The organism is Paraburkholderia oxyphila NBRC 105797 (genome assembly GCF_000685075.1).
GTDB lineage: Bacteria > Pseudomonadota > Gammaproteobacteria > Burkholderiales > Burkholderiaceae > Paraburkholderia > Paraburkholderia oxyphila.
The window spans coordinates 24303-41749 of record NZ_BAYD01000013.1; the positions used below are offsets into that span (position 1 = coordinate 24303).

Genomic DNA, 17447 nt, shown 5'->3' on the forward strand with positions numbered 1-17447 from the left:
GTCAACCAACTACGGGAGCACGTGTAAAAAGCATTGTTGTTACATGGGCCAAAGTCGACTCCTGAACATTACGTCGCTGCCCTGGAGCCATTCAATCGCGCATAGACGAACTGACCCAAGTACCATCCCAACTCCGTGTTCGTCAAAAAATCGTCCTCAGATACGTCAGCTGGATCCAGTTTCAGACGGCGAAGCATGAGCTTGCCAGCCCGAGATGCAACCCAACCCCGCACGTACTCCTTTCTGCCCTTCGGGTCTGAAGACTTGTAATGTTCGATTCCCCGCTCAGCCTCTTCGTTGATACGCGCCCGCGATTCCTCATCTCGCGAGGCAATACTTTGCAGAACTGATGAACGCAGATCGTCCTTTGCGGCCTGCTGTTCCGCGTCGGCGGTCAAGAGCCTGGTTTGTACATCGACCATCGTGCGTTCAGCTTCGGACATCTTCCAGTTGTCGCGGAGTGCCTGCATCAAATATCCCGATGGGCTCTTCTTGACCTGCCCACGGTGCAATCTGAAACGGGTGTATTCGATTGCCTGCTGGATGCGCTCATCGGTCCAGGTAGCGCGATTGTCCGAAATTTCGGCAAACTGCTTGGAAGAAAGATTGAATTCGTCCTTGAGGGCTTTGTAGATCACGCTGGCGTCCGCGAGGCTGGCCATCACGGCATCTGCAGTGTCCTTGCGTTTCAATATGAAGCGAATTCGATCGATCTTCTTTGACGACGTGGATTCAGTTCGAGTTTCGTAAGACAGATCGATATCTGAGACCTCGTTAATCTCCTTGACGGCCGGTTCGAGCCAGTCCCGCTTGAAGTATTTAAAAATCGCAGCGTTGGCGCCCATTTTTCCGGGCCACGTACGCATGACGTCAAGCGGAATCCACTCGGTGCGGCCGACTGGCACACTCGGCAAAACATTGTCGTAGATTGAACGCGCCAGGCTTCTCGTGAAAGCCGTCGATATGCGCAAGCTCAGCCAGTGGGACTTGCGTGGATCGCGAATGTGAGGAACGAGCGATGGATGGACGTCGAAGCTGATTCGCCCTCGGTGAAAGGCCACTAACCCCAGCAGCTGGACCTGGACCCACAAGTCATCTTCGTTGGGCTCCCGGTCGGACGGCGTGTTCGTCACGCGAATCTTGGCGTTCTGGGCCTCATCCGCGATTGTACGAAGGTGCTTGAGATTGCGACTGTCATAGCGCATCAGCCATTTGAAATAGTTCAGCTCGACGTCGAATTGGTTCAGCGGCTGCGGCTCTTGCGCGACAATAAAGTAAGCCGCGTCCAGGAACCTGCGTGCCGGAAGACCGAGATTTACAATTTCGGTGAAGAAGTTGTTTCTCTGGTACCCGATTTCACGACTCGCTTCGGAAACCGGAAGGCCCAGGTCGAACATATCCTCGAATAGAGCCAGCGCCATCTGCCGCGGCGTCGTTTTGTTCCCACCCTGGTCCGGATTGTTCGACGCCATCGTCACTGCCCCCAATTAGCCTTCGCGACTTTACCACCAACAGGTGAGGTGTCAACACAAGGAACCTCACCTTCGTCGTATTCCGAAGCCCATGGCCCAATGGTCGTCCTATTGGAAGACCAGAGTGCACAATGAGCCTCACCCAAATGCACAACAGATCTCACCTGTGCACGCTGGATTGGGCTATAAGCAACTGATTAAAAAGAGAAAACTCATCCAGAAAGCACGTATTCACAACAAACCTCACCTCTGTGGATAAAGTTTCGCACGCACATTGAGCCTCACCATTTCCCCACACTGCACCTCACTATCGGGTGATCGAAACCTCCCGATGATGCACAACGAACCTCACCTTGTGCACAGAAAACCTCACCTTTCGAAGGTTAAGGTATTGTTTTCATTACATATCTGGAGAGGCTGTTAGTTTGTCGGTTCGTTTTAGGTTTACAAAAACAACCTACTAACCCCGTCAGCAATGATTTCGATTACGCATGGAGAGTGGGTTCGATGCGACCTTTCGGCCCCGTCCGGACGGGGTGCAGCGCATTCATCAACCCGAGTCCCTGAAAATCGGGTTCAAAACCACGACATCAGGATTAGCTCTGTGTTGGCGAAGGTGAGGTTAGTTGTGCAAGGTGGAACGCGCTCTGAGATTTCGCGTTTCTTGATGCCAGATGGTGAGGTCCGTTGTGCTAGTGGATCGGTTTTGGCTGTCAATCTGGAGAAATCCACTTGGACGTGCACTACTCGACGCTCGCGGCTAGGGGGCGGTAGCCCCCAATGGTGAGGTCATTTGTGCAGAAATGTGAGGCCGTATCCGCTTGAGGGGCGGTTTCAGTGCAAAAATAGCGAAAACACTCCGATTTCCCGCACTTTTCGCCCGATCGAACTGGATTTTTTCGACATTTCCTGTATTCTGAGCTTCATCGAATTTCCTTCGAAAACCTCAGAATGGTAAAAACAAGCCAACTCCCAGCCGTAGATCGGACGGTTCCATTAGAACAGATCAGTGAGTTCGCCGAGAAAGTGTCCATTTTCACGGATGAGCTTCGTGAGACGATCCTCGCTCCAAGGCCTCGCAAGACTGCTCCGGTCTTCAAGACCGGTGAAATTGCGGCCATGTGCAACATCACGCATTCACAGGTGCAGTACCTGGCGACGAAAGGCGACGGGGAACTGCCGCCTGGAACAGCAGCGGGCGCCGGAAGGACAAGAACCTTTACCTTGGAGGAGGCTCGTGTCTGGGTGCAAAAGGTCTCCGATATATATCAGACGCCGCTGGTCACTGGAACCAAGGAGCCAGATGGCAAGATCATCATCACTGCGCAACTGAAAGGCGGATCAGCCAAGACGACGACGACCATGTGCCTCGCACAAGGGCTAACGTTGCGTGGACGCAAAGTTCTCGTTGTTGATCTGGATCCGCAGGCGTCCCTTTCTGAACTCTGCGGACTTTACGCAGAGAAGGACGTCACTCCTGAAGACACGGTTCTACCCTATATCTACGACCAGAGTATTGAAGGCGGACTTTCGGCGCGCGTGCAATCGACGTACTGGGACGGACTGGACGTCATCCCCGCTCATACCGAGTTGATTGGGGCCGAGTTTCATTTGCCGGCGATGCAAAAGGTGAAGCCCGGGTTCAAATTCTGGACTGTGTTGAGAGAGGGCCTTGAACCGCTGCGCAAGCAGTATGACTACATTCTGATGGACACCTCGCCGTCGCTCTCCTACATGAATTTGAACGCGCTGCTTGCCGCGGATGCGTTGGTGATGCCGATGGTCCCCGAGAATCTTGACTTCATCAGTTCACTATCGTTTTGGCGCCTGTTCTCGGACGTCTCCAAAAGCTTCATCAAATACGAGCAAGGAAAGAAGTACGACTTCATCTCCCTTTTGCTTTCAAGAGTGGACTACGGACGCACGTCATCGGCACCGATCGTCCGGGCGTGGGCTGAAAGCGCATACGAAAACTGGTTGCACGCGATCGAGGTGCCTGCCAGTTCGGTAATGAGCACTGGCGCTCTGGCTTTCTCGACCGTATTTGATGTTAGTAGCACCCACAGTGCGGCAAAGGCGCTCCAGCGTGTGCGACAGCCGTTGATTGATTACTGCCGCTGGCTAGACGAAATCTATGAAGAAAAATGGAGGACCGCGCAATGAGCAATATGCGTGAACAACTACTGGCAAAGACGGCTGGCATCCGGAAGACCTCGTCCATCAAGGAGGACGAGGTCAAGCGTTCGGAGCGGACGCAGACTGCCCCCGGGATGGCTGGTGCGCTCGCGGTTGCTCAACTCCGCGTGCAAGAACTGGAGGCCGCCGGCGTGACGTCGCAATTGCCGGTCGCCGAAATTGCGCCTAACCCGTGGCAGCCCCGCAGAGTCTTTAACGAAGCGAAACTGAGTGAGTTGGCTGAGTCGATTCGCGAGGTCGGACAGGTGCAGCCGATTGTGGTCCGGCGGGTTGAATCGGGTTACCAGATCGTTGCTGGGGAACGTCGCTGGCGTGCACACAAGGTTTTGGGCCTGGACACCATTAAATCGGTCGTCGCCGATTGCTCGGATTCTGATATGGCTGTTCTGGCGATGGTCGAGAACGTCAGCCGGGACGATCTTTCCGACTACGAGATTAGCTTGTCGATTCGGAGAACCGAGAAGGAGTTTCCCGATCGGAAGCGGCTGGCCGAAGCGCTGGGTCTTTCCCGGAGTGGTCTCTTCCAGTTTCTTAGCTTTGACAAGCTGCCGCCGTTCATCCTCAAAGATATGGATATCCAGCCGCGCTTGTTGGGTGCCAATGCCGCGGACGCGATCGTATCGACGATTCGCAAATTTGGAGAAGCCGGATTGTCCGCCGCGCGGGAGGTGTGGCCTGACGTGGTGTCGGGAAACCTTGATCAGGGCAAGGCTGCGGCAGCGATCAAGATGATCGCGACGCGCGGCGCAGTTTCCGCGACAGCGAACGAACGGAGCATCGACAAATTCTTTGCTGGGAAGGAGCACGCAGGGTCGATAACGAAGGATGCGAACGGCTTTGCTATCAAGTTCAAGCCCGGCATGGTGACGGATACACTTGAAGCCCAGATCAGAGAACTTATCAGCAAGACATTCAATCATCAGCCAAGGTGACCCGGACTGACTTTAAGAAGACCCGCGTGAAGCGGGTTTTTTTTCGACCTCAGCACCGGAAATTTGCCAGGACTTTAGACTTGCTTCGGGCGTTTGGACACACATTCAAACATGCACATCGCCGTGGGCGGGGGCAAATGCTTCACTGCGCTCGGGACGGAGAGGTGGTCGCGTCCATATTATGGACTTCGTCATTGAGCGTGCGGCCGTGATCGCGTACTCGATCCGATTGCGGTGGATGTGTCAGATATTTAGACTGAGCTACCCCCAAAGGAATTTGTCACCTGCCTTTCGCTGCGGTAAAGAGTCCATACTATGGACTGAGCGAAGAATCGCCGGTTGCTCGCGCCTCATGGCTGGGTGCCCAGGTGTGAAGCATCAATATGTTGTATCGGTTCGCCAGGACCGAGTCTGAGAGACCGGACTGCGCCCAACGTCCAACTTTCCAGGAAAACCGCCGGTTCAGCATCCGTAAGAAGGCCCGACTCACCTTTGGCCGTCGACTCGATAGGGCTCAAGAGATCAGCATTTCCGGCTCGAGCGAGCGGCATGCCGCTGCCATCGTGGCGTGACGGCGCCCGTTGTGCGCAAGTACTTTGGCCGCTATCTGGCGAGCGATTTGGCGGCTCTGCCGACGCTTCGTCGTGCACGATCGCTCCAGCGAGAGCGCTGATGATCATGGAATTGCGCCAGCAGCGCCTGCTACGGCCGCAGAATACTCGACAGGTTGGTGTGTCTGCCTCAACGGTCAGCCAGGTGCTGGCTTACGCCAGACGGTCCCGTTTGATTGATCTGCATCCTGACTTGCCGCATATCTATATAAGGTAAATCGTGCGCATTGCGCGCCCTAACCTTCGCGGACGTACCAGAACTCTGCTAACCGCAGCGACGCGTTCGCAAGCCAAGCAGACAGCATTACTACGACCGGCATCCGCGGCGTCGTGGCAATGCTCAGGCTACCCAATTCGAGAAATAACTTCGTGTGACGTAGCGCCGAGCATAGTGTCGCACTTAAACGCTACCCACGTCGCATCAGGATGCCTCAGATGTAAGGGCGAGGCGCACGCTTATTCGGGTGGAGAGGCTAGTTCATAGTATGGACTAGCCTCTCCAATCGACCGTCGCGCGCAACGTGCGAGTACTTGCGTACAGTGCGGATTAGCGTTCGTCTGTGCTGTTCATGAGGATTCGGTCAATGAAGAAGCGTGACGCGCCGCTTCATAGGTTGACGCCGTTCTGGCCCGTTTGGTTACGGGCGCAATCGCTCGAGAATTTGCATAGTTACAGCGGGCTTGTCACGACGCTTCGCCGACTCTGTTTTTTGAAAATTAAAGCCCGGAGATATCTACGATTTCACGGGAAGGCGGTGTTCACTCTATCCATCGGACTTACCATGAGCGAGTCCATACTATGGACTCGCTCAGGCACGATCGAACGATGCATAGTGTGGCAGTTCAGGAAGCTGCCACGCTCTCCACGGTTGTCGTTCCACTGCTTGGCCCCGAAATTTGACGTGGTTAGCAATCGGGCGCAGATGCGCTGACTGCTTTTCAAGGCCAAACATTGGCTGATTTGAGCCCCTCACCCCGATCTGGCAATTTTGCCTGCGGCGCTTTGGGTTCTCCTGTTGCGGATCATTGGCGACGTAACGACTCCCACGCTTGCATTGCGTTTCGCATTTCAATGCAGGCATTGCCTGACGCGGGATGCGGAGCTCGAGCGATATCTCACGCGGCGCGGCAGTCGATCAACACTTCTGACTGCCGGCAACGGGTGCCCGATCGTTCGTACCAGAGGGATTCTGCGCTGTCGGATGAGTGCCTATGAATGGGGCTAGTAGCCCAAACCGCGACCGTCATTGTTACGGAGTCGGGCTGACGCATCCCACGCCGAGCGTCGGTGTGACGTCATCCGTAGGAGCCGTCCTACGATGTCTCGCGAGCACACGCCTCGACATAGTTTTGGCAAGCAAGAATCCGCGGAGATTCCGCTCCAACGCTGGACCTTGTGGTGTCGTGACTAAAGCATGCGGCACGCCCCAGGTAAGCGGGTGTCGCCAGAATACTTCTGACTGTACAGAAGGGCGAACTGTGATTGATGCATCGACGCCGCTAGAGATGTCGCTAACTACAGAATTCCGTCCGATCAGGATTCCATGCGGGCTATCTTTCACAGGAAGGAACATTGAGTAATGTGGCTCTGGGGTGGTGTGGCACGCTCCGTCGGAACGCGATTAGCAGCACAACATCTTGCGCCGCGCCGTGCGATCCGGATCAGGTGCGCCGACAATTGATTCGGGTGTTGACCGTCAGGGAGAGCATCCGGGGGATGCGTAACCCTCCGGGTACTCTGACGGTTGGTTTTCAAACGGCATCGACGGTCGAGTGCGTTGTCCCAAATGCAAGTGCTTGATGACCAAAGGTGGCAGTGTCTGTGCGTGATGGCACCCGGCTGAGATTTACGGCGAGCGTCAGAGTGATCGGTTGTAGAATCGCCCAACCGCGGCGTCGACAGTGCAGCACACCGATTGGCTTGCGCTGGAAGCATTTAATCAAGGGCCGCGATTCGCCGCGGACCATTGAACGCAGGTGTCCAAACCTTGACTGCTTTCGCCGGATTCGGATTGATTGGCCGTGCATGAGAGCTTCTCGAAACGCTGCCGTTTATGGTGCACATTATGCAACTAACCGCACGAAACGTCCGATCATTGATCGTACAGCGCGAATTCCGAGGAAGGGCCTCCGACAATTACCCATGTCAAATACTCAAATCGTGGACAGTCACGGCTATAAGCCGGCGAATCACGACGGGCACTTTCGTGAAACATTCGGGGATGGTTAAAACGGGGGCCGAAACCCAGACCAGGCGGGTGGTTGGACCTAATCGCCAAGGAATGTTTCACGCATTCCCGGTGCGATTACGGCCAGTTTCACTCACCATCTCGCCCGAAGCCGCCAATTCTGACTTCCTGCGCTGGGATGTATCAAAAAACACGTAATTTGTAATGTCGTGGAGTTGGTGGAGGTAACGGACGGATTCGGCGGTGACCGGGGCCAAACCGTCGTCGGAGAAAAGTTCGCCTTTGGGGAAGTCTTGCGACATCGCGTGGGCTGGAGCGCAAGCTCCTTAAACAAGCTCTCGAAATATTCCTGCGCGCTCCACGCGAGCGATTGGGCGATCGATTTGTTGGCGAGGTCCATGGCGCCATCGTCATCGCCGGCTAGCACGGCATTGTAAGTCAGGGCATCGTAGTCGATCTTGACATTGAGTGCTTGTTGGTACGACGGACCCGCTTCTTGCAACGCTCGATGGCCAGGCGGTCCTGCCTGCGCATTGCAGGCGCGGTTGAGAGGAGCGAAAGGCGTCCATAACTGAAATGGGAGCGGCACCAGACGCATCGAAACGGCGCCTCGATTATGCTGGCGCTGACGATGTAAGGCGTCTCGCGTCGCCAGTGTGGACAACGCGTTTCGAGTGATTGTTGATGCGCGGGACAGCGGTCTTCCTCCTCAAGCTGATGCAGCACGCTGTGATAGCTGTGAGCCGCGCATTGTCGGCAATATCGGAAATTTGTGTGATACCGGCCATGCCGCTGGGCATCATGCAACGATACGAGCAACACGTTTCTGGGCAAACGTATCAAGCGGCATAGGTCCTTGACGTTGATCGCCTTGCGCACCGGCACCACGCCTTCAGACGGATCAACCACGGGGCACACCAGGTGGAGCAGTACATGGCCCGGCAGCGCGTTGGCGCAAGCGAACTTCCACAGGATCGAGAGCAGGGGTTCCCCCGGCATCAGCCATGTGACATTGAAGACGCCGTCCAACGCCAGCCGGAGTTGCCATTCATCGAATGTCAGAATCGGAAGGCGTGGCGGCTTGAGCGCATTGGCACTACGCTTGGGCAAGTATGCGTCCGGTGGCATGGCGGGACTGAATATAGCCGCAGTGTTGTACGGCGTAGGTCCACAAGGCTGACTCGGGACAGTAACCCGGCGCATCCTTGAGCTCGCTTTCCTTGAGCACAATCTCGACGGCACGTGCGAACGATTCCATTGGGATCGAGAGGCTTCCTGGCAAGCTCGCCTTGTGGTGTGCGGCGTCGAACGCCTGCAATAGCAGACCAGCGTCGTTGACCAGGCGATAGCCGGCGTCAAACGCTCGCGGCACGTAGAACCGCGTGAAGCTCCAAGGGGTGCCCTCCGGGTAGGCGGTCTGATCGTAGCCATTCAGGCACGTGGCGACATCCTCGGCATTCCTGATGCCGTAGAACGCAAGTTCCTCGACCATGAGACGCACGACAATTTGTGTTTTGCCGGCGACCTGCAAGGCCGTCTTCTGCGCCAGCAGTTCCTCTTGTCCGACGAGGAACGTGAAGAGCTTGATCTGCTGGCGCTCGAGCACGTCGTGGACATCGCGTAGCCATTCGTACCGACTGCGCGTTTGGTGCTGTGCAGTTTCAAAATTTCCTGCCGCAGTTTCAGATCGTGCGGTACGCCACGCCACGCCCCTTGTGCTTCGAGCATCAAGATCTGCATCAGGCTTGCCGTTATCCACGGCGACAGGATCGGCCAGGAGTAGCAATTCCTGACGGTCACCGTAGCAGACCTGGAAATCCGCGAGTAACCGGCGACCACCGAACTGGACAAAGCCAGGGCGTTCGCAGAAGGCACGCACGGTCGGATCTGACTCGAGCACGATCCATTCATCGACGGCGTAGCGTCGGTCGATTGCTTCGTTTAGAGTGCAAATAAAATCGTCAATTCGGAGCGCAGAATCCCAACACTACAAGGATTCCGAAGTGACAACTTTGTTTTCTTCTACGGAACGAGAGAGCCTTTTCAAAAAACGCTGCCGCCGGAAAAAGACGAGCGAAAATTTCACCCTCAACCCTGGGAGCCAGCGCGCCCCGTTTCCGGATCGGCGGAAAATTCGTGCCGTAAGTCATTGAACAGGCTTGAGCCCAAAGCAATCCAGCGTCCAGTGCTTCCTGTCCGGTATCCAAGACACCCACGACACCTGATGTCTCGACCAGCCTGTTGTCCCGGGTAATTGTGCCGCTCGCGGCATAACGTTCGGGGGCGAGCAGTTCATCCTGCTTCACTATTGCGTGACGCCACAAGACATAACCCCGGTACCTTTCCTGCTCCATTGCTTTCAACCTCGCTTGATTGACTTTCGGCTTACAGTGGTTGAGAGGTTCAGGGGAAACGTCGCGCAATAGTGTGGCTTCGAAGGTCAAAGCAGCCGGTCGTGGAACGGGCGTGGAGTTGAGTTTATGTGGGTTGCTTCGACGAGTCCTCGTCGATGTTCTCTGACAACGTGCGGTAAAGCATCTCCGCCATTCCTTGAGCCAGCCGGAAAGGTGTACAACGCGCAGGCCATTTTCGCTGCAGGCTACACGCGCGACATCACTTTTTACGGTGGCAGGCAGGCGCGTCCTGAGCAACAGGCCGTATGCAGATGCTTTACTCAGTCTGCCGATCCTGCCCGCGTGACGGGGTGATCCTCCGGCGCGCATTCGTCATCTGAGCGCCTGGCGACGGCTGACGAGCCAGGAGCCTCTGGAGCGAGGAAGATGGTATTGGCTTCGGGGCCCATTCGGCGCTTGAGCGGCGCGGCTCTCAAGCGGCGCCAGCACGCTCGGTCCTGATTGTGGCCAGTCTGCTCCCGCCGTATGTCATCTTTTTGCGTTCACGATTTCGCGTATGGGACGGAAAGGAGCATCGGTCACGCGAACGACGACCTGCAGGCATGTGTCTGGACAATAGGGCGTTGAACGGTTTGCGGCGAGGTAGCATTCGAACGGAAAAGGCAGCAGGTGCGGTACGCACAGACAACATCGGACGTGATTCTATTTTTATCCAGTGACATTCAAACCGTTGCGCGCCGCTCATTCAATTTGCACGAGCGTACTGATAAAGTCATAATCACCACCGCGACGATGGCGACAATTCTGACGCGCAGACCGAACTTCGATATGCCAGGGAAGTTCCAGGATCGCATGAACGGTAAACCCCACAGGGAGGAATAGAAATGGCTACGCTGGACGCAATCAATTCGAAAATTGCAAAACTCCAGAAGCAGGCAGCGACAATCGCCGAGAAACAGACGTCGGTGGGCCTGACCAAAATCCGTGAGCTGATGCAAAAGCACGGACTGACTGTCGCTGACATTGAAGCCTTTGTCGGCAAAAAGCGCGGTCGCAAGGCTGCAGCTACGGGTGCAAAGGCAGCAGCAAAAGCACCACGCGCGAGCGTCCATCACGTTGCACCCAAATACGCGGATCCGAAAACGGGCGCGACGTGGACGGGTCGTGGGCGCGCACCCCTCTGGATCCGCGACGTGAAGGATCGTTCGAAAGTCCTGATTGAAGGCGGTGCGACGGCTAGAGATACCGACGAAAAAGCGGCACCGGCGAAAACGGCATCTGCAAAGCGTGTTGCGGCGAAGAAGGTCGCGAAGCAGCCGGCCGTCGCGAAAAAGGCTGGCCGAAGTGCGGCTGCTCCGGCAACGGGTGTACGCGGACGTAAGGCCGCAGCACCCGCGAAAAAGGCTTCGGCACCGCGCAAGGTCGCTGCCAAGAAGGCACCAGCCGTCGTTGAGGCGACTGCGATGCCTGAAGTCGCGGCAGCGTAACGGGTGATTCAGCCGTGGCTGGCGGAGCGACATGCTGGCCACGCCGCATTCGCAGCCCGCTACGGCTGATCACTCAGGTCCCTTTGCGCGTCGCCTTACGTCGAGGTGACGTCTTTCCGTGAGGAAGCGCGGACGCAGGTCCGCGTGCCTTTAACCCCATGCCCCACCGTTTCGAGCTGGTTTCGCTGGCGTTGCCAGCAGACTGTCCACCGGAGTCGGTTCCTTCCGCGGTCGGTCGGCTGATCTCGGCCGCCTGGCCGGGCATGAGCCGCGCCCAACTCGTGGACCGTGCCCGTCGGCTCGACATGCGTGCGTCGCTGCGGGTGCAGCCCGGTTTCGGACCGGATGGGCTGACGCAGTTCAGGCTCGCGCTCAGCTTTGCGGATGAGCGTTTCGAACTGATCGCCCATGTACGTCGGGTTATTCGCCGACGCACAGGTGCAAGGCGCCAGAAACCGTCACTGCCTCCAGCGCGCGATATCAGGCAACAAAGCCTTTTCTGAGTTTTCCCGAGGCCGCGCAACGGCGCCGATCGTCAGGCAGGCGTCACCGCGGGAATAACAAACGCTAGAGAATCCTGAGATTGCGAATCTTTCCAATTGTCGGTGAGCGTTCAATGATCAGGCTGGCGATGAACTCAGGCAACAGGGCGCGCGGCACGTTCGCGGGAACATCGGTCACGAGTTGCGAGGGCACCTGAACGATGAATTCCTCCGACGCAGAGGCCAGGCTATGTTCGTAAGCGACGCGAATTTCCATGTGTTTTCGTTCGGGGAAGTTGTTGCCGGCAACGCATTCGGCGTGCGCAGCAGCCGTGCATCGTTCTGGCCGCAGTGTAGCGCGGAATGCCCTGGCCGTTGCTCCGCTGGGGGCTGTTGAATGGTTTGTTATGAGCGCCTGCGCGCTTTGCCAGCGATCGCAGGGTATGCCGATCGCGATCTCTCCTTTGCCACGCACGTGCGGGAGTTTGGTCTCCGTCTATGGGAACCGGTTACCAACGGGCTGCACTGGATAGCCATTTGACGGTTGCGTGCGGCTTGCTTCAAACCGCGCGTCTTCGCTTGGCGGCGAGGTTGAATGCGCGTCGCGCTGACTGATGTGTGATCCCGGTTCATGAGACACGATGAAGCTACCGTGCAACCTGGACGTGGCTTTCGTTGCTACGGGTGTCACGTGCAGCCAGATCAACGATTCGGGCACATTCTACCCTCCAGTGCGATCTGCCTCGATGAGCACCTCTCCGAGGCCACGCTCAACGCGTTCGATGTCCTCGATGCCCGAGCTTTCCGTTTCTTGCCCGGGTGATGAAGTTCGCGATGATGATGACCTGGGAGACGAGGTTGATCAGGGCGCGGTCCGCTTCACCATTGCGCAGACGCTCCAGCGCGATTCGTGCACGCAGCACGAAATCCGTGGCTTCTTTCCGGGGCATCGGTAGATACAGTGACTTTGCATGCGCACCCGTCGGTGGTTGACGCGATGATCGATAGCGCTTCTTGTTGGGCATGTCCGGTAGCCGGTCGATGGATTTCGAGACGACATATGGGGCCTTCGCGCAAGGGTCAAGAGCGAACGGCAAATTAATCCTTGAACCGGCTTGGTCTCGCAGTCAGTACAACGCCACGAAAGCAGGGCAGTTGCAGACGCCATACGGAATAGTGCAGGGAAAGCGTGGGATTATTCTCGCGCCTCATTGGCCCGGGAGAAACGAGAATTTGAATGCAACTAACTGTCAATTGCCCTCACAAACCGCCTGCGCCTTTTCAGGCGAAAGGAAAAGCGATCCGCAACGAGAGGCCGCATGACAGCCAGGCAGGCAGTATGACTTCCTGAGGGTGAGAGGCTGGCCTGCCGCACGGCAGTCATAGCAGTCATTCCCGGCTTTCCGTATCCGCTTTGCAAGCTGCTCGCAGTCGGCGTCAGTAAATGGAGCTAGAAGCAGCTTGCCCAGTCTGGATCGGAGGTGAAGACTAGACAAGCGGAAATTAGCGACAGCCACGACCATCGGGAACAAAATTGCTTCAAGAAAATGGAAGCGGACGGAGCACGTGTTCCAGCGCCCTGTATGTAGCTGGGCTCGAACTAGCATGGATATGCGTCGAGAATGTCATCCAGAACAGGAGTTCGTGACAACATCTGGAAGATCACACGGCAAGGAGATCCACCATGGCAGCGAATGTCACGGGCACGAAGAAAGCTACGGAAGTTTCACTATCGGAAGACCTTTTGTCCGAAGCCCGGGATCTCGGCGTAAATGTATCGCAGGCTGCTGACGCCGGACTGGCCAAGGCTGTGTCGGACAAACGTGCTGAGCTTTGGCTGAAGGTGAACGCGGATGCGATCGCGTGCTCCAACGTCTATGTGGAGCAGAATGGGTTGCCGCTTGATGAGTTCAGACGGTACTGATGAAGGGCCCGCTGTTGATGTGCGTCCCGCTAAATATGGCGATGTGCTCGACACAAGGCGGACGCACTGCGGATCGTATCCATAACGTCAATTGTCGACACGGCGCACGACTGTAAAACTATCAGAAGGGTCGTCTGGCACGCGTCACGCAACGTGACGCGTGGAAAGCCTGAGCAAGACATGACGGACAGAAGTTCAAATCGTCTGTGGATGACGTCGACGCTTGCGACGAACCAGAAAGACCGCGACCGGTCCAAGAATTTGGCGCCATGCACAAGCACGGCGGCACAGTTCGGTTTTCCGGCTTGACGCATTAGTCTGCAGCTAATCGGCCTTTGACATGGGGGCTGTCCTCGGATACTCGTACGGGTTTCGGCCCGGACCCAGTCATTCTGAGCTTGATTGGTAAGTGGCTCAGCGCGGGTGCGATGCATAACGGAGTGATCATTCGGACTGGGGAGTTCTTTTGTAGGCAAACGACACACTCCGGCGTGCAGGATCTATGCTGGATCTATTCCAGACAGCCACCTGGCTATTACTGTGCCCATGCAGCAGATTTGATGCCGTTGACGGGACGCCCCGTCTTCCGATCCACGCAATACAAAGGAGACACCATGACAATCCGAGTTGGACGATGGCTCAGCAGAAACGGTGGCGGGCTCGAAATCCTTTCCATCGGGCCAGGTGCCCATTTCACCGGGCGCTATCAGACCAAAGTGGGAAAACCTGACCCCAACGCATGGTTCGAAACGCACGGCATGACCGACGGCTCGCTCATCGGGTTCACAGTGCTCTGGAAGAATCAGTCGGAGCAGCATGCCTCGCTGACAACCTTTGCCGGTCGCTATCTGGCCGCGGGCGATCAGGATGGCCTCGGCGACGCATCGCGGGAACGGATCGAGGCCCAATGGGTGCTTGCCCGCCTCTATGAAGACGATGATCCCGGCAAGCCACACGCGATGTGGGAGACCTTTATCTCCAACTCCACCGTCTGGTACTGGACGCCCTGACTGATCATCCCAGCGCGAGCCCGGCGTGTACCAGCAATTGGCGGAAGACTGCCAATCGCACCGTACCGGTCTCCCCCAGTCTTTGACAAACATGCACGTGCGCGGTCATGTCGGTGTGGCCGCGCAACGCGTCCCTGCACTCGTGCTCCGAGGTCTCCAGGTGGACACCCGTCAGAATCGCACGGCCTTTGCCCACCCGTGAACTCACAATAGCGGGCGGGGCGTCTTCGATACCCGTGTAGACGGCCAGAATCTGCACATTGGAGCTCGGTGCATGGCCGAAATCGAAGCGACAGCCGCCATGGTAGTACGTGTAAAGCGACATCGGGGCATCGGTCAGTCGATCTGTCGTCCGAATTTCCACCGCAGCAGCGCTTCGCGGCGTGCCGTCGTAGGTGACGCCCCCCGTGAGCTCGGGTAACGAGCCGACCGCGAGCGCGTCCACGAAGCGCAGCTCGCGTGTGCCACAGATCGCGCCCCCGGTCCCGGCGTGGAATGCGAGCTCCCTGCACGCGTAGTACGCGCCCGCGCAAATGCCCAGGTAGGCACCGCCTTCTTCAACGAACTTTCGGATGCGCCCATTGGGACCGCCATTCAACGCTGTGCAGTAGGGCAGGTCGGCACCACCCGGCATGACAAACAACACCGCGTCATCGAAGAGCGCGGCGTCGTGCCTGATGTCATCGGCCATGACCGCGCGGATCTCGTACGCCCCGGGGCGAAGCTGCTGCCCGATCGTTCTCATCAGGCGCGAGGTCCCGTCGGAGGTTCCGGCATCGATATAGGTCAGGATCTGAGGCTTCGGCATGCTGATTCGTGGCGGTCCAGTGCGTATCTCGTTCATGGTCTTGATCCACTGAACGAATTGTGGTCTGGTTTCGTGATTACACTAAGTTTGTTTGTAATGTCAGCTTCCATGTTCCAGCAGTTCCGAATATTCCATATGACAATACAATCCCTTCGTCCCGCCAGTCGCCAATTGAAGACGTTGCCCGAGCAGATCGCCGGGCGCATCTTCACGTCCATCGCGAGTGGTGAGTACGCCCCGGACGAGCGCATCGGAAAACTGCCATGCCAGATTTGACCGTTGCTGATGCGCTTCGGCTCGCGATCAATACGCTGCGGGACGTCGCTGAATCGCGCAAGATGCCCGCTGGCGTCGAGCTGGACGATGTAACTGCCGGGCTGCATGCGGCCGCCGCTGATGTACTGGATGAATCGCTCGATCAGCTGCGCGGGTACGAATAGGAAAACTCCACGCGCTCGGCGTCATCGCTTTTGGACGGCCCGAACGAAATCCAGCCGTGCCCCCAAAGCGTGACCTCGTCACGGCGAAGGATGACCTCGTGGCCGCCGTCGATGGTGATGCGCGTGCCGTTTGAACTGCAGTCGAGCAGCACATACCGTCCGCTGCGGCACTCGATCGACGCATGGATCCTCGATGCGTGGCGGTCGTGCACGACGATGCTCATGCTCGCATGACGACCGATGGTCACTTGCGTCGATGCTTCATTCATCTCCACGCACACGTCCCGATAACGCAGAGTCAACACTGACGAGTCAGACGGGCCCTGCAGGTCGCTACCCAAGACTGTCTGATCGGCGCTTTGTTGCCAGATTGCCTCGAACAACTCCGTTGGCTGTCTCTTTCCCCGTGCCTGTATTGGGTAAAGATGGCGCGCCAAATGACGAAGTTCGGCAGGAAGGCAATCAATGGTGTCCTGGCTCGTGATGATTTGTCCTGGCGAAGCAAGCTCCCTGAGCCGGGCTGCCAGGTTCACGGTGTCGCCGAACACGTCGCCGGATTCGTCCGGCAATACGGTACCGTAGTGAAAGCCGATTCGCAGCGACATTGGAATTCCCTCTATCGACGGCAACTGGTGGATAGCCAACTGCATATCGATTGCGGCCTGCATCGCGTGTTCGGCAGACGGAAACACCACCATGACTTCGTCGCCGATGGTCTTGACGATTCGCCCACTCAGCGTTTCCGAACACGATTTCATCAGCGCGATACAACGCGCAATCGTCTCGAAGGCAACCATGTCGCCGACGGTCTCGTAGAGTCTCGTGCTGCCGCTTACGTCTGCGAACATGACTGACTTTTTAGACGTCTCAAGCTTCGATTCACCATCCATGAGCATCGCGTCAGGTCGTTCGCTGGCGCCGGAACGCCGCTCATGACCTGCTCCTTGGCAGGGCTTCGCTTCTCAGTGTAGTACCCGGTTCGGCGTCCGGTCGGTCAAACGCTGCCGCGTGGAACGCGGCCATCAAATCAAGCTTGATGCAAGCATGGAATGAGCCCCTAATTGTTCTCGAGTGCGCCCGATGGATCGCGAGGCGATATGCGCTGCACAAATTGCGGGCCGAGAACCGCGATGACGAGAGATTCTGCAAGTACTGCGGAACCGGGCGTGTGCGGATCTGCTTGCGTTGCGGCAACGCGTTGAGTCCGATCGTGAAGTTTTGCGGCGAATGTGGCGCGCTTGTCTGCGGGCCGTCATCGCCGTCGGAGCCGGCGCGCACGCGAGTGCCGGCTCCCCCGCCTGTCCAATACACACCTCATACATTGCTACGCGCATCGTGGCCGACCGGGCAGACCACCGTCTTGCGGACAACCGGGCTCTTCAGGATATGCTGAGATTCAGACGAACCGCCACAGTCTCGCCGCGCTCGACCAGGACGAATCGCGAAAGCCCGAACGACGTGCAGATCTGTACGACTGGATCGCTCAACTGTTGAGTCGCGCCTCGTCGATACCGCCGGAGGCAATTGTTTCCGCTCTGCTGA

15 protein-coding genes and 2 pseudogenes are annotated in these 17447 nt (G+C 57.2%); 9 read left to right on the forward strand and 8 right to left on the reverse strand.

The window, feature by feature from the left end; translation table 11 throughout:
* Positions 1 to 68 precede the first annotated feature (68 nt).
* A complete protein-coding gene (locus BO1_RS11455) occupies positions 69 to 1472 on the reverse strand; it encodes a replication initiation protein (protein WP_028217679.1) in 1404 nt (467 codons plus the stop codon).
* A 951-nt stretch (positions 1473 to 2423) separates the two neighbouring features.
* On the opposite strand from BO1_RS11455, the gene BO1_RS11460 reads away from it, so the two are divergent.
* From BO1_RS11460 to BO1_RS61055, 3 genes and pseudogenes are all read left to right on the forward strand, one after another.
* A complete protein-coding gene (locus BO1_RS11460; protein WP_028217680.1) occupies positions 2424 to 3635 on the forward strand; it encodes a ParA family protein in 1212 nt (403 codons plus the stop codon).
* Complete coding sequence (locus BO1_RS11465; RefSeq protein WP_028217681.1) at positions 3632 to 4600, forward strand: ParB/RepB/Spo0J family partition protein; 969 nt, start codon at positions 3632 to 3634, stop codon at positions 4598 to 4600. The genes BO1_RS11460 and BO1_RS11465 overlap by 4 nt, the downstream gene beginning before the upstream one ends.
* Positions 4601 to 5067: 467 nt before the next feature.
* Positions 5068 to 5410: pseudogene (locus BO1_RS61055) on the forward strand (IS481 family transposase); the annotation flags it as partial.
* A 2428-nt stretch (positions 5411 to 7838) separates the two neighbouring features.
* Here the strand turns inward: BO1_RS61055 and BO1_RS58990 are convergent.
* The 3 genes and pseudogenes from BO1_RS58990 to BO1_RS57330 form a co-directional block, all read right to left on the reverse strand.
* The gene (locus BO1_RS58990) at positions 7839 to 8510 is read right to left on the reverse strand and encodes a hypothetical protein (protein ID WP_156992215.1); all 672 of its coding nucleotides are present in this window, start codon (positions 8508 to 8510) and stop codon (positions 7839 to 7841) included.
* A complete protein-coding gene (locus BO1_RS61060; RefSeq protein WP_245643771.1) occupies positions 8497 to 9300 on the reverse strand; it encodes an ATP-binding protein in 804 nt (267 codons plus the stop codon). The genes BO1_RS58990 and BO1_RS61060 overlap by 14 nt, the downstream gene beginning before the upstream one ends.
* A 256-nt stretch (positions 9301 to 9556) precedes the next feature.
* Positions 9557 to 9754 (reverse strand): annotated as a pseudogene (locus BO1_RS57330) (hypothetical protein); the annotation flags it as partial.
* A gap of 884 nt (positions 9755 to 10638) precedes the next feature.
* Here BO1_RS57330 and BO1_RS50630 point away from each other — a divergent pair.
* Both BO1_RS50630 and BO1_RS57335 read left to right on the forward strand, forming a co-directional pair.
* Positions 10639 to 11241 carry an H-NS histone family protein gene (locus tag BO1_RS50630; protein WP_043284545.1) on the forward strand — a complete coding sequence of 201 codons (603 nt, stop codon included), beginning with the start codon at positions 10639 to 10641 and terminating at the stop codon, positions 11239 to 11241.
* Positions 11242 to 11399: 158 nt separating this feature from the next.
* Positions 11400 to 11744: a hypothetical protein gene (locus BO1_RS57335; RefSeq protein ID WP_084687886.1), complete on the forward strand. Its 345-nt coding sequence runs from the start codon at positions 11400 to 11402 to the stop codon at positions 11742 to 11744.
* Between the two features lie 64 nt (positions 11745 to 11808).
* Here BO1_RS57335 and BO1_RS11490 read toward each other — a convergent pair whose 3' ends face one another.
* Together BO1_RS11490 and BO1_RS58995 are read right to left on the reverse strand one after the other, a co-directional pair.
* Positions 11809 to 12000, reverse strand: a complete 192-nt coding sequence (locus BO1_RS11490) for a hypothetical protein (protein ID WP_028217684.1) — start codon at positions 11998 to 12000, stop codon at positions 11809 to 11811.
* Between the two features lie 493 nt (positions 12001 to 12493).
* Entirely contained in the window at positions 12494 to 12748 is a 255-nt protein-coding gene (locus BO1_RS58995) for a hypothetical protein (protein WP_156992216.1), read from the reverse strand.
* Positions 12749 to 13407: 659 nt separating this feature from the next.
* Here BO1_RS58995 and BO1_RS11500 point away from each other — a divergent pair.
* Together BO1_RS11500 and BO1_RS57340 are read left to right on the forward strand one after the other, a co-directional pair.
* Positions 13408 to 13647 carry a type II toxin-antitoxin system CcdA family antitoxin gene (locus BO1_RS11500; RefSeq protein WP_028217685.1) on the forward strand — a complete coding sequence of 80 codons (240 nt, stop codon included), beginning with the start codon at positions 13408 to 13410 and terminating at the stop codon, positions 13645 to 13647.
* Positions 13648 to 14261: 614 nt separating this feature from the next.
* Positions 14262 to 14657: an avidin/streptavidin family protein gene (locus tag BO1_RS57340; RefSeq protein ID WP_167338331.1), complete on the forward strand. Its 396-nt coding sequence runs from the start codon at positions 14262 to 14264 to the stop codon at positions 14655 to 14657.
* Positions 14658 to 14661: 4 nt separating this feature from the next.
* Here BO1_RS57340 and BO1_RS11510 read toward each other — a convergent pair whose 3' ends face one another.
* Positions 14662 to 15465 carry a BPL-N domain-containing protein gene (locus tag BO1_RS11510; protein ID WP_028217687.1) on the reverse strand — a complete coding sequence of 268 codons (804 nt, stop codon included), beginning with the start codon at positions 15463 to 15465 and terminating at the stop codon, positions 14662 to 14664.
* Between the two features lie 263 nt (positions 15466 to 15728).
* Between BO1_RS11510 and BO1_RS60175 the strand changes: the two genes are divergently transcribed.
* Positions 15729 to 15905, forward strand: a complete 177-nt coding sequence (locus tag BO1_RS60175; RefSeq protein ID WP_167338332.1) for a hypothetical protein — start codon at positions 15729 to 15731, stop codon at positions 15903 to 15905.
* Here BO1_RS60175 and BO1_RS11525 read toward each other — a convergent pair.
* Positions 15884 to 16795, reverse strand: a complete 912-nt coding sequence (locus BO1_RS11525; protein ID WP_028217689.1) for an adenylate/guanylate cyclase domain-containing protein — start codon at positions 16793 to 16795, stop codon at positions 15884 to 15886. The genes BO1_RS60175 and BO1_RS11525 overlap by 22 nt on opposite strands.
* A gap of 146 nt (positions 16796 to 16941) precedes the next feature.
* Between BO1_RS11525 and BO1_RS61990 the strand changes: the two genes are divergently transcribed.
* Positions 16942 to 17298: a double zinc ribbon domain-containing protein gene (locus BO1_RS61990; RefSeq protein ID WP_156992217.1), complete on the forward strand. Its 357-nt coding sequence runs from the start codon at positions 16942 to 16944 to the stop codon at positions 17296 to 17298.
* Positions 17299 to 17447 lie beyond the last annotated feature (149 nt).

Coding starts and splice junctions, on each gene's coding strand:
- BO1_RS11455 (WP_028217679.1), bottom strand. CDS start 1,472: ATGGCGTCGAACAATCCGGACCAGGGTGGGAACAAAACGACGCCGCGG.
- BO1_RS11460 (WP_028217680.1), top strand. CDS start 2,424: ATGGTAAAAACAAGCCAACTCCCAGCCGTAGATCGGACGGTTCCATTA.
- BO1_RS11465 (WP_028217681.1), top strand. CDS start 3,632: ATGAGCAATATGCGTGAACAACTACTGGCAAAGACGGCTGGCATCCGG.
- BO1_RS50630 (WP_043284545.1), top strand. CDS start 10,639: ATGGCTACGCTGGACGCAATCAATTCGAAAATTGCAAAACTCCAGAAG.
- BO1_RS57335 (WP_084687886.1), top strand. CDS start 11,400: ATGCCCCACCGTTTCGAGCTGGTTTCGCTGGCGTTGCCAGCAGACTGT.
- BO1_RS11490 (WP_028217684.1), bottom strand. CDS start 12,000: ATGGAAATTCGCGTCGCTTACGAACATAGCCTGGCCTCTGCGTCGGAG.
- BO1_RS58995 (WP_156992216.1), bottom strand. CDS start 12,748: ATGCCCAACAAGAAGCGCTATCGATCATCGCGTCAACCACCGACGGGT.
- BO1_RS11500 (WP_028217685.1), top strand. CDS start 13,408: ATGGCAGCGAATGTCACGGGCACGAAGAAAGCTACGGAAGTTTCACTA.
- BO1_RS57340 (WP_167338331.1), top strand. CDS start 14,262: ATGACAATCCGAGTTGGACGATGGCTCAGCAGAAACGGTGGCGGGCTC.
- BO1_RS11510 (WP_028217687.1), bottom strand. CDS start 15,465: ATGCCGAAGCCTCAGATCCTGACCTATATCGATGCCGGAACCTCCGAC.
- BO1_RS60175 (WP_167338332.1), top strand. CDS start 15,729: ATGCCAGATTTGACCGTTGCTGATGCGCTTCGGCTCGCGATCAATACG.
- BO1_RS11525 (WP_028217689.1), bottom strand. CDS start 16,795: ATGGATGGTGAATCGAAGCTTGAGACGTCTAAAAAGTCAGTCATGTTC.
- BO1_RS61990 (WP_156992217.1), top strand. CDS start 16,942: ATGCAAGCATGGAATGAGCCCCTAATTGTTCTCGAGTGCGCCCGATGG.